Source organism: Hydrogenophaga sp. (genome assembly GCF_022844385.1).
GTDB lineage: Bacteria > Pseudomonadota > Gammaproteobacteria > Burkholderiales > Burkholderiaceae_C > Hydrogenophaga.
Genome location: NZ_JALHLX010000077.1, coordinates 1 through 16142, shown reverse-complemented (window position 1 = coordinate 16142; position 16142 = coordinate 1). Strand labels below are relative to the sequence as shown.

The window sequence follows — 16142 nt, the reverse complement described above, 5'->3', positions numbered from 1 at the left end:
GGTGTCCGCCATCAAAATGGAATGCTGTCCGCCATCACCGTGGAACGGTGTCCGCCATGGCGGTGGAACACTGTCCGCCATCAGCCTGGAATCGTGTCCGCCATCGCGTGGAATACGCATTGAAGCGGCGCTATGGACCATCCCAGCGGCACGCATGAAACGAAGCAAAGACGGCAAGGAAAACGGAGACCCGCACCTAGTGCCCTTGCCCCGCCAGGCGGTGGAGATTCTGCGGGGCTTGCATGGGTACACCGGGCACGGCGTGAACGTGTTTCCGGGTGAGCGCAGCCATGACCGGCCCATATCCGAGAACTCAGTGCGCACTGCCTTGATTACCTTGGGCTACACGCCTGACGTGCAGACATGGCACGGCTTCAGAGCGACGGCGCGAACCATGCTGGCCGAACGCTTGGAATGCGACCCTCTGGTGATAGAAGCCCAGCTGGCCCACTCAGTGAAGGACGCGAACGGCAGGGCATATAACCGCACGCAGTACCTCAACCAGCGCGCGGAAATGATGCAGCGGTGGGCAGACTTTTTGGACAAGTTGGCAGCGGGGGCAGACGTGATCCCGCTTCGAGCGGCTTGATGGTTTGATGCCACGCCTAGCCCCCGGCTGATCCCCGAGGGTGAAAACCGGAACTTCCCCACTCGGCGGCGCTGGCTTCTTTTCGGGGCGTGATACGGGGAACACTATGGGAAATGGTGGAGCAAAAGATGCGAACGTTGACAAGCAAGCCTCGCCATTCTGGGGATTGATTTCTGAGTTGGTACGGCGTGAAGGAACTCCCAACGAGAAAAGAGCGCGTCTTGTAAGGGTTGGGAAGTCAGATTTGTTTGGCACCTTTTATCCGGTCGGAAGAAGAAGCCTCACTTTCCTCAACAATCGGACAGTCGAGGAACTGGCGCTCGCAGGAGAAGAGATGCTCAAGGCCATTGAACTGGAGCAACAGTTCTATGTGGAAACTGCCACAGACATTTATGTGAAGCGGCTTATAGAACGAGGTGGTTGGGAGTTGAATTACCTACCGCCGGACTCTTTAAGAACTGAAGGCAATATTCGCCGATTGATTGAAAATTGGTCCTCGGAATGGGATCAGTTATGGGAGCTGCCCAAGCCTGAAGATATATCAAAGCTTGAGGCATTAGAGGCGTGTATCGAGGGCAATGGTAATGATTTGATTTTGTTTGGACTTGCGGAACCTAGCAAGTATGAACTCTATGCATTGCTTGCGCTTCTAGTGGTTTGCGATGCCATTCACGAGAACCCTTTAGAGGTGGAATTTGGTGTTGCTATGTCTGGGATAAAGAGTTGGCAAGTTATGGCGATTGGTCGGGCCTCTATTGAGGCACTTGAAGTTTTCAACCTTGCAGAGCGCGAAAGAACAGAGCAAAAACTAAAGGGCACCACCGCCAAACAGCAGGCTGAATTCTTCGAAGAAGAGCTCCAAAGACGAACAAGCGAACGTGGAAAAAATGCAGCAAACAAGAGGCACGCAGCGAGCAGAGAGGCCAGAAAGTGGGTGGTGCAAGAGTGGGTGCAACACGGCGTGAAAGAGTACGGAGGAAACAAATCCGAGTTCTCTAGGGTCTACATGGGGCTCGTCAAGCAGAAGTTCTCTGACGCAAATGGTGACCCCTTGAGCGTGACTGACAAAACGATCCGCGAACAATGGTTGAAAACCGGTTCCCCTGATGCTGGCATAGCGGCCTGATTGCCCGGCATCAGGGCCCTACTGCATGGCACTCGGGTAATGACAGTGTTTTTAGAACAGACGATATTCTCACCATCGTAGCAACGGCATACAACGCCGGTTAGGAAGGGGTAGAGATGTCTATTTTGAGAATGCCAGCTGTGAAAGCTGAAACGGGGCACCGTTCACACGCGAGTATCTACAACGCAATTCGAGCAGGGCTTTTCACAAAGCCAGTGCCAATTGGTGAGCGCGCGGTAGGGTGGCCGAACTGCGAAGTGCAGGCAATCAATGCCGCACGTATTGCAGGCAAGACGGAAGCTGAAATTCGGGAGCTGGTTGCACGTTTGCACGCAAAGCGCGCAAATATGGTTACAGCGTGAGGAGTAAGCCATGACAAAAGAAAAGGCCACCTCCCCCGAAAAGAAAGCAGCCCTTGAAATGATCAGGACTGAGTTTAAAGGCACTTCGGGCCATTCACAAGCTGCCCGTTTACTGGAGGCATTGTCGCGCTACTCCATTACCACGTTTGAGGCCATGCGCTATTTGGATGTGTATCACTGCCCAGCGCGTATTCTCAACTTGCGCAAAAGCGGGCACCGCATTACTACCCATTGGGAAACCGTAATCACCGAGGCCGGGGAGAAACATCGAGTGGGGCTGTACGTGCTGGAGGGACAGCAATGAGCGCAGCAAACGACCTGGACACGGCGACCGCTCAGCGTGAGCGCAAAGCCTTCCTCAACATGGCTGCGCGCTTCGCGATGCTGGGGCAAGTGCTAATCAAGGGAGATCCCTCGATTGATGGGCAGGCTCCCTACTTCGCTGCGAGCAGGGGCAGGGGTACGCAACCCCTTGCCAGTCTGGAGGCCGCAGACGGCTATCTAGTGGCGCTGCTAGGGGCTGGCGATGGCGGGGGTTAAGCCCCGGTTCAAGGGTAGCAAGTACACCGAACCATTCGTGGGTATCGTGCGCAGCGTTTTTGAGTCGCCCGCCTTCGTCAAGTTGAGTCCCCATGCCTGCAAGCTGCTGCTTGAGCTGGCAGCGCAATACCGGGGCGACAACAACGGCAATCTGACCGTTGCATGGTCTGTCGTGAGCAAGCGGGGCTGGAGGTCTCGCACGACGCTGTGGCGCTGCAAGGCTGAGCTGATCGAAGCGGGGTTTGTGTACGTGACCCGCAAGGGCCACATGCCGTCTACCTGCGAGCTGCTGGCCTTGACCTGGTTCCCCTTGGACGTGTCGCCCAAGTTTGACCATGAGGCGCTGCACTGCTTCAAGCCCAAGGCATACCGCGACAACACTCCGTTGCCTATGCCAACGCCTAAGCCGAAGCGGGATTGGACGATGCCGAAAGGGGAGAGGCAGGCCGATGAAAAAACGCGATCCTTTGTCCACGCCTGAAACCATGGGCACGCCTGCAAGTCCACGTCAGAAACCTTTGAAGGACCGCTGCCCCTCTCACGGTTGCTCTGGTGGACTTGCGGGCGGGGTTTTGGCTCAGTTCACTGTTTCAGAGATGGACACCTTTATAGAAAAGCCATTCTTTGTTCTGTCTCTCTCGGTCTGCTTCTGCTCTGCTGACAGGTCCAAACACCGAGAGGCCCCGCGCGCGCGCGCTGTTTGGGGACCAACAAGGGCACTTAGCCAAATGATTTCGTATTCCGTGGAGTCCACGACATGAGCCGGGGTGGATCGCGCTGGGGTGCAGGCAGGCCGGGAACGCGCGTCAAGGCTGAGTACTTGCAGCGGGTGGACGTGAGGGAATGGGCGCGGCGGGGCCACTTGAACGGGGCGGGCTCGTTTTCGTGGTCCTGGCACCGAGGGGGTGAGCCATCGGGATCAATCGGCGTATGGGTGGACTCACAGCACGCGCTTACGCTGCGCTATGGGTTCACCGAGAACGGCGAACAACGAACCGTTGCCCAAAGAGTCCACATTACCCGCACCCCTTGCCCCTATGGCGGATCACGGCAATGGTTCGCTTGCCCCTGCTGTGCGCGCCGGGTGGCGCTGCTGTATCTGCGCGGTGGTCGCTTTGCGTGTCGGCATTGCCAGCGCGTTGCCCATGCTTCGCAATCCGAAGATTCATTGGCCCGACTGTGGCGAAAGCAATCAATGATTGAAGCGCGGCTGGGAGACTACTGGCGACGACCCAAAGGCATGAGGCGTCGGACCCACGCTCGCCTCCTGGCGGTGGTACTTGAATGTGATCGTCTCCGAGACGAAGCCTTGGAGGCCCTGATCGGACGGTTGTTTTCGGGGCAAACCTAAAAGAACTGTTCTGCGATCCTTTTGGAGTACAGGACAAAACCTCAGTGTGTCGATAAGCCTTACACCGAAGTCCTCACTCTGTTAAACCATGTTCTGTATCAACCCACTGCAACGACGGCACAGATACTGCACGCGTCTCCGCTTCCAACATCAAGGAGGCAGTATGCGCAGTTTTATTAGGTCTTTAGTGTTTATGTTCCTCGCTGCTGTTTCCGCAGCAGCAGTGGCCGCACCGGCACACCTCTTCAACTTCAATGTGATCCAGTTCGAGTGCGTTGGTCCGTTGAGCGCAGATTGTCAGTTTTCGCCTTCTTTCATCGCAGCCCTAAACGATCAAAGAATTCTCATCAATCCTGAGTCGTTTTCTTCAGGTCAAGCGTCTCTGAGTATTGAAGCCAAAGGAGCCGGAGAAGCAGCCACCATCGTGAACTCTGGCGTGGCAGGCATGAGCCTGTATCCCCAAGCGGGCACCCCTGTGATGCTCTCCGTTCAAGAATATGACCCGGCCAACGCTTACCCCTTTTTGTTGAACGCAGGACTTGAGGTTGGGCCTAGCAGGTTGGGCGGCTCTCTTTTCAATACCGACTCGTCATCAACCGTGGAGATGCAGGCCGGGGGCCTAGTGGGGCCTAGTCACTTGGGTGAAATGTTTACCGTGACGGACCCGCTTGAGTGGGTGGGCTATGTCACCTCCGACCGTCTAAACAGCACGTGGTTGCGCTTCACTGGCGAATGGCTCTATGCGGGAGAGGTGCCAGAGCCCGGCACATTGGCTTTGCTACTGGCCGGGCTTGCCATGGTTGCAACCACTACACGGCGACGTACCACGCCTCAGAGCCTGCCAATGACTGAGTGACTAGCACGGCGCACCCCAATGTCGCGCTTAGAAGGAGGCATCGTCTGCAAATTGACGCAGCCCTTATCGCGGGAAAGCGCGAAACGATAGTAGTAAGAATGGCGAAACGGCCCCGATTCAAGCTTTGCCGAAGCCGCACTTTTAACCACAGCGGTCAAGGTTTGAAAGGGCTGCCTAGCCGAGGGGTATCGTCCAAAAGATGGGGGAACAAAATGGGGAACAAAGCGGGTCGTCGTTTGCCGAGATTGAGGAGCTACGCGGCTTTCGAGACTTCATTCAGTAGACCCCAGCCCCACCCAACCGCAAAAAAGCCGCCCGGATGGAACATCCGGGCGGCTTTTTCTTGTCAGATTCTTTCTGTCTCAGGTTTCGTGGCCTGGCCGCGGCGTTCTCGATCGCAGTCGCTTGCTGCGCTGCCATCGGGTCCTCAAAACCCAGATACCACTGACCAGAAAGTACACGGCGATACCGCTCAGGCTTGCAACGATGGCCAAGCCGACCACCAATGGCTTGCCCACGCTGGTCAGTTGCGTGAATGTGTAACGCAAGCGGTTGCCCAGGCCTTCGATGGCCGGGGGCTCCTCTTGGGCCGCCTGAAGCTCCGATTCGATTTCGAGCTCGGTGGGGGCCTCCTCGCCGAGCACCGCCATGCCCAATCGGTACGCCCCGTAGTAGACGGGACCAAAGGTCACGGGATTGGTGACCAAGGTGCTCGCAACAGCCATGGGGACGTTGGCCCGAAGTGCCACGGCGAGAGCCGCAGCAAACGGAATTTGCGCCACCGGGATCAGCAGCCCGAAAAAGATGCCCAGTGCCAGGCCAAGTGCAATGCCCTTTCGACTGAAGTGCCACAGCCGTGGATGGTTCAGGATCGGCCCCATCCAGCGCAGCCACCGGCTCTTCTGCAGGTCTTCCGGCTTGGGCAGCCACGTCTTGATGCGGTTCTTCATTCGGAGTGACTGTGGGGGTTCGTTGGCGTGCTGGCCAATTGTCCTTGAATATGCCGTTCCTCACCGGGCGAGCGGCGACAATCCACGCACCATGATGCAGTTGCAGGACATTCTTTTTTCCCAGGGCTTCGGCACGCGCCGCATTTGTTGCGGGCTTGTCCAGCAGGGTCTGGTCCGGGTGGGTGTGGGCGATGCGTTGGAGGTTTGCCTGGATCCTGCGGCCAGCTTTGCCGAGGAGGGACTGGTGTTTCAGGTCCAGGGAGACACATGGTCGTACCAGGAGCGGGCGTACCTGATGGTCCACAAACCTGCCGGTTTTGAGTGTTCGCAAAAGCCGAGCACTTACCCCAGTGTTTACACCCTGCTGCCGGGTCCCTTGCGAACACGGGGTGGCGGTGCGGCAGCGGGCGTTCAGGCGGTGGGGCGGCTGGACCAAGACACCACCGGACTCTTGTTGATGTCCGATGACGGCAAGTTCATTCACCGCCTGACATCGCCGCGCCATCATGTTCCCAAGGTGTACGAAGTGCTCGTCAAGCATCCGTTGGACACACAACAGGTGAAGCGGCTGCTGGAGGGTGTCGTGCTCGACGACGATCCCAAACCGGTGAAGGCACAGGCCTGTTCGGCCGAGAATGAGTTCCACCTGAGGCTCACCTTGACCGAGGGCAAGTACCACCAGGTCAAGCGCATGGTCGCTGCGGTGGGCAACCGGGTTGAAGGTCTGCACCGGTCGTCTGTGGGAGCGATTTCGCTCACGCCCGAACTGCCGCCGGGTCAGTGGCGGTGGTTGACCAGGGATGAGGTGTTTTCGTTGACGCAAAAAGTACCGGGTGCACCGGGCTGATGCCGGCGCGTCAAACCTGTCAGAGCAGGTCGCCTTTGCGGCTGTCGAGTGGCATGAGGAACGAGTTCTCCTGCCACTGCGAATTGAAATCGCTGCGCGGCTCCCCGGTGGTGCTGTTGGGCCAGGTGGAGAGTGGCGCGAAGTCGCTGGCGCGGGTGTTGCGCTGACGGGTGAGCACGGTGCGCAGATTGGCCTGCGCGGCAATGATGGCTCGCTCTTCCATTTCGCGTTCGCGCATGGACTGGTTCAGCGCCGATTCGCCCAGAAACTCCGCCCGAATCTCCGCCACCGTGGGCAGGCTGTTGGAGCGCACCACCCAGTAGGGGAGGCCGCATTGGGTGAGCAACGAATGTTTGAGCGCGCGGGTGCTGCGGGGCAGGCCCGCGGTACCCGGAACGTCCAGGCAACCCAGCACTCGGCCGTCGGAGCGGCACACAGTGAAAGTGCAGTACACGCTGCCGAGCAACTTGTACCACTCCATGCCCTGCTCCCGGTCTCTGGGCAGGGTGAAGCGGGTCACCGGCAGTTTGATCATCACGTGATGGTCGTAAAACGCCCGGGCCAGCCAATGCCAGACACGGGCCTCTTCGCTGTTCGCCAGGGCACGGGTGCTCAAGGGCCAGTGTTTCGGGATGCGACGCCGCTCCCTGGCCTGCCGCTCTGCCCACGCGTGGTGCAGCCATGCGCCCAGCACCAGCAAAGCGGGTACCAGCACTGCAAGCAGCCAAGGGTTGGTCCAGTCGGTCATGAGCATTGGAGGCAATCGGTCAATGTGTATCAAAGTGTAGGCAGTTCACGCGAGCCATGGGAGAAGTTCGGTCTCGATACACGAAGAAGGTGTGAATTTCTTGGGGTTTGCTCACCGCTTGATGGGTCATTTGGACCACACAGTTCATCAAGGCTTTGAGTGGCCGCGGTGCAATGCGTCTGATTCGAACTGTCCGGGGAGGCTGTCAACCCGGGTGCAAACGGTTGGACTTTCGGCTTCAAAGTGCTGGTCGCGGTCGGCGATCATGTGACACGGTCAGGTATTCAGCAAGCCCCATCGGGGGGAACTGTGCATGGGGGCTGGATGTTTGTACATGCTGCAAATGCAGTAGATCTGTATGTCAGGAGATATCGGCCAAAAACGCGCGAATGTCGGCCAAAAGTTGGTCGGGTTGATCGCGGTGGGGGCTGTGGCCGCACTCGGCCAGTTCAACGCCGATGGCCTGCGGAACTTCGCGGCGGATGGCTTCGAGTTGCTCCATTGACCCATACTCATCCTCGGTGCCCTGGATGAGGAGCAAGGGCGCGGAGATGGGATGGAGTTCCGGGCGGATGTCGAAGGCCCGGAAGGCTTCGCTGAGCCACACGTCGTTCCATTGCCAGAAGGCGTTGTCCACGTCCTGGTGGTGGCGCGCCAGCCGTTGCCGCAAGCTGTCCGGGGCATCGGGCGCTGCCTCAAACATGTGCCTCGCTTGCTTGATGGCGCTCACCGCCATGGCTTCGACAAAAACATGGGGTGCCATGGCGACGCAGGCGCTCACCGGGTGCTGGCAGGCGTGCAGCAGGGCGATCGTGGCGCCGTCGGAGTGGCCGACCAGAACGGGTTTTGAGATGCCGAGCTGCCCCAGCAGTTGGGGAAGCACGTCGTTTGCCTCCAGGTGCATGTAGTCGGGTTCGTGGCGCCCGATGTGCCAGGCACTGCTTCGACGCGGCGGGCCCCTCACGTCCTCCACCGGGTCGGACTGCCCGTAACCACGACGCGAATACATCCAGCCGGCCCGACCTGTGGCTGCGCAGAGTTCGGCGGGCCACAGCCGTCCGCGTTGGCGCCACATGGAGATACTTCCCAAGCCCTCGTGCAGAAAGACCAGGGGCGCTCGGTCGCCGGGGCCGGGCAGGTGCGCCACCTCGATACCGACCCCTGAAATGTCGATGCGGTTCATCTAGCCGATGCTAGCGGCACAGAGGCCGCATGCCCGATGAACCCCGAGGATTGGCTGTATTCTCGTACGATGGCTTTGTTGTTCGACTCCTTCTGGCGCGCCGTGGCGTACTGTGTTCACCCCAGGGTGATCGCACTGTCTTTCCTCCCGCTGATCCTGATGGTCGTGCTGTCGTTCGGCCTGGGCTACTTTTTCTGGGAAGGTGCCGTGGCCTCGGTCGGCGCCTGGATCGCGTCGTTCGAACTGGTCGAAACCTCGATGGCCTGGATGGAGCAGATCGGCCTCGGTGCCCTGCGGGGTGTATTTGCGCCTCTGCTGGTGCTGGTGTTGGCCACGCCGGTGATCGTCCTGCTGTGCTTGTTGCTGGTGGCCATGTTCATGACGCCCGCCATGGTGGACCTTGTGGGCCAGCGCCGCTTCGCCGGGCTGGAGCGCAAGCACGGCGGCTCGCTGGTGGTCAGCGTGCTGTGGTCGCTGGGGTCGACGCTGCTGGCCATCGTGGCGCTGGTGATTTCCATGCCGCTGTGGCTGGTGCCTCCTTTGGTGCTGATCCTGCCGCCCCTGATCTGGGGTTGGCTCACTTACCGGGTCTTTGCTTTCGACGCGCTGGCCACGCACGCCAGCGGCGACGAGCGCAAGGCCATCTTGAAAGAGCACCGCGGCAACCTGCTGCTCATGGGCGTGCTCAGCGGCTACCTGGGCGCAGCCCCGAGCCTGTTGTGGGCATCGGGTGCGATGTTCGTTGCCATGGCGCCCTTGCTGGTGCCGCTGGCGATCTGGATCTACACACTGGTGTTTGCGTTTGCTTCGCTCTGGTTTGCCCATTACGCCCTGGCCGCGTTGCAGCGCATGCGCGCGGTCGTTCCGGTGGAGGTGCTGGATGCCGATCCACAGCGTGTGTCTCCCCGAGACCCTGCTGAAGACGCCAAACGGCTGGGTGGACCGGAGAGCGCCCCATGACGACTGCCATCGGCCTGATCATCATTGGCGATGAAATCCTCTCCGGCAAACGCGCGGACAAACACTTGCCCAAGGTGATCGAACTGCTGGGTGAGCGGGGCATGTCCTTGTCGTGGGCGCGTTTCGTGGGCGATGACCGCCAAAGCATCACGGGCAATCTGCGAGACGCGTTTGCCCAACCCGGCATCGTTTTTTCATGCGGCGGCATCGGCGCCACACCCGATGACCACACCCGTCAGTGCGCCGCCGCCGCGCTGGGTGTCGAACTGACCCTGCATCCCGAGGCCAAGCTGTTGATCGAGTCCCGCATGCGTGACGTGGCGGCCGAGCAGGGTCAGGTGTTCGATCCCCAGCGTCCCGACAACGTGCACCGGTACAACATGGGGGTGTTCCCCAGGGGCGCCACCATCATCCAGAACCCGTACAACAAGATTCCCGGTTTCAGTTGCACGGGCAGCGGCGGGGGGCAGGTGCACTTTGTGCCCGGCTTCCCGGTGATGGCCTGGCCCATGATCGCCTGGGTTCTGGACCACGCGTGTGTCCACCTGCATCGCCGGGGCAGCTGGCTGGAGCGGTCGGTGATCGTGATGGGCGCCATGGAAGCAGCCCTGACACCGTTGATGGAGCAGGTCGAGCACGACTTCCCGGTGAAGGTGTTCAGCCTGCCCAGCGTGGACCACCCGGAGTACGGGCGCCACATCGAGTTGGGCGTCAAGGGCAGCGCGGACGCGGTCGGCGAGGCCTTCACCAGCTTGCTTGCAGGACTTCATCAAAGCGGGGCGTTGCTGGGCCCTGAAATGGTGCGTTGTTAGTTTGCACAGATGTGGTGCGGCGCATTGAAATGCACCAAAGTTGTTCATTTTCTCCGTCCGTCGGTTTTGCCCGGTCGCTGGAGCCTGAAAACCGCCGACAGACGCAAGCCTGCGAACCTTTGTGGCGCATGGGCTGCGCCATAATCCGCGAGCGTTTGAAGTCAGCTGCCCCGTTCAGGTGAACCTGGGTGCTCTTTGGCACAGATACTGCTTCATTCCCAAGTCGATTCTTAATTTCCACTCACCCAGCTACAGGAGTATTTGATGGCCAAGACCGTCGCAGACGTGATGCAGATGGTGAAGGACAACGACGTCAAGTTCGTTGACTTCCGTTTCACCGACACCCGGGGCAAAGAGCAGCACGTCACAGTGCCCGTGTCCCACTTCGACGAAGACAAGTTCACATCGGGCCACGCGTTTGACGGCTCTTCGGTGGCCGGCTGGAAAGGCATTGAAGCGTCGGACATGCAACTCATGCCCGACTCCAACACCGCCAACATCGACCCCTTCTTCGAAGAAACCACGTTGTTCCTGCAGTGCGACGTGATCGAGCCGGGTGACGGCAAGGCCTACGACCGCGATCCTCGTTCGATCGCCAAGCGCGCCGAGGCTTACCTCAAGGCCTCCGGCCTTGGTGACACCGCCTACTTCGGACCGGAACCCGAATTCTTCATCTTCGACGGCGTGCGCTGGAGCAACGAACCCGGCCGTGTGATGTGCGAGATTGAGGAATACGAAGCGCCCTGGAACAGCGGCGCCAAGCTCGAAGGCGGCAACCGTGGCCACCGTCCCACCGTCAAGGGCGGCTATTTCCCTGTGCCTCCGGTCGACAGCACGCAAGACATGCGCGCCGAGATGTCCCTGATCCTCGAATCGCTGGGCATCCCGGTTGAGGTGTTCCATCACGAAGTGGCGGGCGCTGGCCAGAACGAAATCGGCACCAAGTTCAGCACGCTGGTGGAGCGCGCCGACTGGACGCAGGTGCTCAAGTACGTGGTCTGGAACGTGGCCAATGCCTACGGCAAGACCGCCACCTTCATGCCCAAGCCTTACGCCGGCGACAACGGCTCCGGCATGCACGTGCACCAGTCGATCTGGAAAGACGGCAAGAACCTGTTCGCCGGCGACGGCTACGCCGGCCTGAGCGAATTTGCGCTGTACTACGTGGGCGGTATCATCAAGCACGCACGTGCTCTGAACGCCATCACCAACCCCGGCACGAACTCGTACAAGCGTCTGGTGCCCGGCTTCGAAGCCCCGGTGAAGCTGGCCTACTCGGCCCGCAACCGCTCGGCCTCGATCCGCATTCCGTACGTGGCCAACCCCAAGGGCCGCCGGATTGAAGCGCGCTTCCCCGATCCTTCGGCCAACCCTTACCTGGCCTTCTCGGCCCTGATGATGGCCGGTCTGGACGGCGTGGAAAACAAGATCCACCCGGGCGAAGCCGCTACCAAGGATCTGTACCACCTGCCACCCGAGGAAGACAAGTTGGTGCCCACCGTGTGCCACAGCCTCGACCAGGCGCTGGAGTACCTCGACAAGGGTCGCAGTTTCCTGACCAAGGGTGGTGTGTTCACCGACTCCATGCTGGATGCCTACATCGAGCTGAAGATGGCCGAAGTCACGCGCTTCCGCATGGCGCCGCACCCGGTCGAATTCGACATGTACTACAGCCTGTGATGGACAGCCCGGTTTGACCGGGCCAACCTGCAGACGAGGGACGGCGCAAGCCGTCCCTTTTTGTTTTCGAGCGACATCTGGCCCTGTGAACGGGGCCGGCGGCGGCACTTTTCAAAAGGTTTTCCGTCATACTGGTTCGCGATGAACGGCGCAGTCTTTGCCGTGTCGACCCAACGGAGACCTCGTGCCCATGTCCCCCCTGCATTTCTCTCTTGTTCCAGGCCTCGTCGCAGCTGCCGTGATGCTGTGCAGCCTTCCCGCCCAGGCCCAGGAGCGCATTTACCGTTGCGGCAACGAATACACCAACAACGCCCAGGTGGCCAAGAGCCGCAATTGCACGCCCATGGAGGGCGGCAACATCACCATCGTTGAAGGCACCAAACCCGCACCCGCCGCCCGGAGCACAACTTCCGCGGCGCCGCGCAACAGCAACGACCGGGTGGATCCCGCGGCACAGCGCGCGCGCGACAGCGACGCCAAGGCGATCCTGGAAACCGAGCTGCGCAAGGCCCAAGAGCGGCTGGCACAAGCGCGCAAGGAGTACGCCAATGGCGAGCCCGAAAAGCAGGGCATCGAGTCGCGCAACTACCAGCGCTACCTCGACCGCGTGGCCGAACTCAAGGCGGCCGTGACGCGCGCCGAGAGCGATGTGGCCGGACTCCAGCGGGAGCTGGGCCGCTTGCCGGCGGCGTCGGGCAATGCCGCAAGATGAGCGGCTTGAAAAAGGCACCACCCCCCTCTCCCATCAAACGCCGGGCGCCGACGAAAGCGGTGGGCGCTGAAGGCGCGAAGCGGTCCGCCGCGGTGCCTGGGCGTTTCCAGTCGCTGGACATGCTGGCCACCCTGGTGGCGGTGGTCGATGCCGATGGCCATGTGTTGTATGCCAACGCGGCGCTCGAAGACGCGCTGGGCACCTCGCGGCGCAGCATCGCCAATACCTTGTTTCAGGACTGCTTCACCGAACCTGCCTTGCTGGAAAGCGCGCTCAGCGGCGCACGGGGCAACGAGTTCGCTGCGCTGCGGTACGACGCCTGGCTCAAGCGCGTGAGCCATGAGGCCTTGCCGGTGCATGTGGTGGTGGCGCAGACCGAGAGCAAGGGCGAGGTGGTGGTGGAGCTTCTGCCGCTGGAGCAGCAGGCCCGCCAGGAGCGCGAAGAGCGCCTGATCGACCAGGCGCAGGCCAACAAGGAGCTCATCCGCAACCTCGCGCACGAGATCAAGAACCCGTTGGGCGGCATCCGCGGTGCGGCGCAGCTGCTGCAGATGGAGCTGGAGTCGCGCGAACTCATCGAATACACGCAGGTCATCATCCACGAGGCCGACCGGCTGCAGTCGCTGGTGGACCGGCTGCTGGCGCCGCACCGCCGCCCGCACGTGGTGGGCGATGTGAATATCCACGAGGTATGTGAACGCGTGCGTTCGCTGATCCTGGCCGAGTTTCCCAAAGGGCTGCGCGTGGTGCGTGACTACGACGCCTCCATCCCCGAGTTTCGTGGTGATCGCGAGCAGCTGATCCAGGCCGTGCTCAACATCGCGCACAACGCGGCGCAAGCGCTGGCCGAGCGCATCGCAGCGGGCGACGCGCAGATCGTCTTCAAGACCCGCGTGGGTCGCCAGGTGACGTTTGGCAAACAGCGCTACCGGCTGGCATTGGAATTGCATGTCATCGACAACGGGCCTGGCGTTCCAGACTCGATCAAGGACCGCATCTTTTTCCCGCTCGTGTCGGGACGCGATGGCGGTTCCGGCCTGGGGCTCACGTTGGCACAAACCTTTGTCCAGCAGCACCACGGTTTGATCGAGTGTGAGAGCGTGCCGGGATACACGGACTTCAAGCTGTTGATCCCCCTGCCTTAGAACCGACAAACCACTGCCGAGCGCTGCGCCACAAGAAGGGACGACAAACACATGAAGCCGATCTGGATAGTGGACGACGATCAATCGATCCGCTTCGTGCTTGAAAAGGCGCTGTTGCGCGAGAACCTGCCCACGCGCAGTTTCACCAATCCCCAGGATGTTCTCAAGGCGCTGACGGACACGCCCGAGAGCGAAGGCCCGCAAATCCTGGTGAGCGACATCCGCATGCCCGGCGGCTCTGGTCTGGAACTGCTGGAGAAGGTCAAGGAGATGCTGCCCGGTCTGCCGGTGATCATCATGACGGCCTTCTCCGATCTCGACAGCGCGGTGTCGGCCTTTCAGGGCGGCGCATTTGAATACCTGCCCAAGCCGTTCGATCTGCCCAAGGCGGTGGAGCTGATCCGCCGCGCGGTGGAAGAGAGCCAGCGCGAAGAGGTGGCTGAAGAACGCATGACCGCCGCGCCCGAGATGCTCGGCCAGGCGCCGGCCATGCAGGACGTGTTTCGTGCCATTGGCCGCCTGAGCCAGAGCCAAGTCACGGTGCTGATCACCGGCGAATCGGGTTCGGGCAAGGAGCTGGTGGCGCGCGCGCTGCACAAACATTCACCCCGCGCGGCAGGCCCGTTTGTTGCCATCAACACCGCGGCCATTCCCAAAGATTTGCTGGAGTCCGAACTCTTCGGCCACGAGCGTGGCGCCTTCACCGGCGCGCAGACCATGCGCCGCGGCCGCTTCGAGCAGGCCGACGGCGGCACGCTGTTTCTTGACGAAATCGGCGACATGCCGTTTGACCTGCAGACGCGCCTGTTGCGCGTGTTGTCCGACGGCAATTTTTACCGTGTGGGCGGCCACAGCGCGGTGCGCGCCAACGTGCGCGTGATCGCCGCGACGCACCAGAACCTGGAGCAGCGCGTCAAGGAAGGCGTGTTCCGCGAGGATCTGTTCCACCGCCTCAACGTGATCCGCCTGCGCCTGCCGGCCTTGCGCGAACGCCGCGAAGACGTGCCCATGCTCACGCGATTCTTCTTGCAGCAAAGCGCCAAGCAGCTGGGCGTGGAGCCCAAGCGCATTTCAGAGCCGGCCATCCGGTTGCTCGGCACGTTTGATTTTCCCGGCAACGTACGCCAGCTGGAAAACGTGTGTCACTGGCTCACCGTGATGGCACCGGCCCAGGTGATCGAGTTGAAAGACCTGCCGCCCGAAGTGCTGGCCATGGCGGGCACGTCGGTGGCGGCATTGGCTGCCATGCCTGAGCCCGCAGCATTGACCCCTTTCGTGCCGCCGGCGGCACCTGCGGCGTTGTCGGAGGCCCTGCAGACCGTGTCACCTGCTTATGCGGCGCCCGACTTTGCGCCTGCGCTCGAGCCGGTGCCGGTGCCGCCTGTGTCGGGCTGGGAGAGTGGTTTGCAGGCCGAAGCGCTGGCGCTGCTGGAAGAGGGCCGCACCGACGTGTGGGACGTACTCACCCGCCGGTTCGAGACCAAGCTGATTCAGACCGCGCTGGTCAATACAAGGGGTCGGCGCATCGAGGCCGCACACAAGTTGGGCATTGGCCGCAACACGATCACCCGAAAAATTCAGGAACTCAATTTAGAGTGACGATCACTGGCGCATGGTCGCTGGGCTGTTGGTTCTTGCGGGGAGCGCGGTCGATGGTGCAGGCTTTCACGCTGTCGCGCAACGCTTCGCTCACGAGAATGTGGTCGATGCGCAGGCCGCGGTTTTTCTGGAAACCCAACATGCGGTAGTCCCACCACGAGTAACTCTTCTCGGGCTGTTCGAACAGGCGGTAGGCGTCGGTGAGGCCCAGCGACAGCAGCGACTGGAAATGCGCGCGTTCTTCCACCGTGTGGTGGATGGTGTCCTTCAGGCCCACCGGGTCGAAGGAATCGCGGTCTTCGGGCGCCACGTTGAAGTCGCCCACCAGCACCAGCCGCGGGTGTGCCTGCATTTCTTCGGCGATCCAGCGGTGCAGGGCGTCCAGCCATTGCAGCTTGTAGGCGAACTTCTCACTCCCCGGCTCCTGCCCGTTGACGAAGTAGCAGTTCACCAGGCGCAGCGGGCCTTCGGGTGTGTCCAGCGTGGCGGCGATCACGCGGGCCTGTTCGTCGCTGTGGCCGGGAATGTTTCGCACCACATCGCGCAGCGGCGTGCGGCTCAGAATGGCCACGCCGTTGTAGGTCTTCTGGCCAAAGGCGGCGGCGTGGTAGCCGATCTCCTTCAACGCGTCGAAGGGGAACTTCTCGTCCACCAACTTGAGCTCTTGCAAGCCGAGCGCGTC

General features: G+C 61.1%; 17 protein-coding genes. 13 read left to right on the top strand and 4 right to left on the bottom strand.

Features of this window, described 5'->3' with window-relative positions; genetic code table 11:
- From Q0C59_RS13025 to Q0C59_RS13000, 6 genes are all read left to right on the top strand, one after another.
- Positions 1-589 (top strand): site-specific integrase (locus Q0C59_RS13025; protein ID WP_291216202.1); only part of this gene is annotated, 589 nt, incomplete at its 5' end.
- Positions 590-629: 40 nt separating this feature from the next.
- Positions 630-1715, top strand: a complete 1086-nt coding sequence (locus Q0C59_RS13020; protein ID WP_291216200.1) for a hypothetical protein — start codon at positions 630-632, stop codon at positions 1713-1715.
- A gap of 116 nt (positions 1716-1831) precedes the next feature.
- Positions 1832-2077, top strand: a complete 246-nt coding sequence (locus tag Q0C59_RS13015; protein ID WP_366518867.1) for an AlpA family phage regulatory protein — start codon at positions 1832-1834, stop codon at positions 2075-2077.
- A gap of 10 nt (positions 2078-2087) precedes the next feature.
- Positions 2088-2381, top strand: a complete 294-nt coding sequence (locus tag Q0C59_RS13010; protein ID WP_291216198.1) for a helix-turn-helix domain-containing protein — start codon at positions 2088-2090, stop codon at positions 2379-2381.
- Positions 2382-2654: 273 nt separating this feature from the next.
- The gene (locus Q0C59_RS13005) at positions 2655-3098 is read left to right on the top strand and encodes a hypothetical protein (protein ID WP_291216195.1); all 444 of its coding nucleotides are present in this window, start codon (positions 2655-2657) and stop codon (positions 3096-3098) included.
- 1033 nt (positions 3099-4131) lie between these two features.
- Positions 4132-4824, top strand: a complete 693-nt coding sequence (locus Q0C59_RS13000) for a PEP-CTERM sorting domain-containing protein (RefSeq protein ID WP_291216192.1) — start codon at positions 4132-4134, stop codon at positions 4822-4824.
- A 362-nt stretch (positions 4825-5186) separates the two neighbouring features.
- Here Q0C59_RS13000 and Q0C59_RS12995 read toward each other — a convergent pair whose 3' ends face one another.
- The gene (locus tag Q0C59_RS12995; protein ID WP_291216190.1) at positions 5187-5774 is read right to left on the bottom strand and encodes a DUF2062 domain-containing protein; all 588 of its coding nucleotides are present in this window, start codon (positions 5772-5774) and stop codon (positions 5187-5189) included.
- Between the two features lie 94 nt (positions 5775-5868).
- On the opposite strand from Q0C59_RS12995, the gene Q0C59_RS12990 reads away from it, so the two are divergent.
- Positions 5869-6621 (top strand): pseudouridine synthase, encoded by a 753-nt coding sequence (locus Q0C59_RS12990; RefSeq protein ID WP_291216209.1) that lies wholly within the window; start codon positions 5869-5871, stop codon positions 6619-6621.
- 19 nt (positions 6622-6640) lie between these two features.
- On the opposite strand, the gene Q0C59_RS12985 is transcribed toward Q0C59_RS12990, so the two are convergent.
- The gene (locus tag Q0C59_RS12985; protein WP_305683790.1) at positions 6641-7375 is read right to left on the bottom strand and encodes a DUF2726 domain-containing protein; all 735 of its coding nucleotides are present in this window, start codon (positions 7373-7375) and stop codon (positions 6641-6643) included.
- 355 nt (positions 7376-7730) lie between these two features.
- Positions 7731-8552 (bottom strand): alpha/beta fold hydrolase, encoded by an 822-nt coding sequence (locus Q0C59_RS12980; RefSeq protein WP_291216185.1) that lies wholly within the window; start codon positions 8550-8552, stop codon positions 7731-7733.
- Positions 8553-8621: 69 nt separating this feature from the next.
- On the opposite strand from Q0C59_RS12980, the gene Q0C59_RS12975 reads away from it, so the two are divergent.
- From Q0C59_RS12975 to ntrC, 6 genes are all read left to right on the top strand, one after another.
- A complete protein-coding gene (locus Q0C59_RS12975; protein ID WP_291216183.1) occupies positions 8622-9512 on the top strand; it encodes an EI24 domain-containing protein in 891 nt (296 codons plus the stop codon).
- Positions 9509-10324, top strand: a complete 816-nt coding sequence (locus tag Q0C59_RS12970) for a molybdopterin-binding protein (RefSeq protein ID WP_291216181.1) — start codon at positions 9509-9511, stop codon at positions 10322-10324. Before Q0C59_RS12975 ends, Q0C59_RS12970 begins: the two co-directional genes overlap by 4 nt.
- 264 nt (positions 10325-10588) lie before the next feature.
- On the top strand, positions 10589-12004 hold the full coding sequence (gene glnA, locus Q0C59_RS12965; protein ID WP_069045978.1) for a type I glutamate--ammonia ligase: 1416 nt from the start codon (positions 10589-10591) through the stop codon (positions 12002-12004).
- 190 nt (positions 12005-12194) lie between these two features.
- On the top strand, positions 12195-12716 hold the full coding sequence (locus Q0C59_RS12960) for a hypothetical protein (protein ID WP_291216177.1): 522 nt from the start codon (positions 12195-12197) through the stop codon (positions 12714-12716).
- Between the two features lie 119 nt (positions 12717-12835).
- The gene (glnL, locus tag Q0C59_RS12955; protein WP_370654199.1) at positions 12836-13861 is read left to right on the top strand and encodes a nitrogen regulation protein NR(II); all 1026 of its coding nucleotides are present in this window, start codon (positions 12836-12838) and stop codon (positions 13859-13861) included.
- A 51-nt stretch (positions 13862-13912) separates the two neighbouring features.
- Positions 13913-15460 (top strand): nitrogen regulation protein NR(I), encoded by a 1548-nt coding sequence (ntrC, locus tag Q0C59_RS12950; RefSeq protein ID WP_291216174.1) that lies wholly within the window; start codon positions 13913-13915, stop codon positions 15458-15460.
- On the opposite strand, the gene xth is transcribed toward ntrC, so the two are convergent.
- A partial coding sequence (gene xth / locus Q0C59_RS12945) for an exodeoxyribonuclease III (protein WP_291216172.1) occupies positions 15447-16142 on the bottom strand: 696 nt, incomplete at its 5' end. The two genes, ntrC and xth, sit on opposite strands and share 14 nt — an antisense overlap.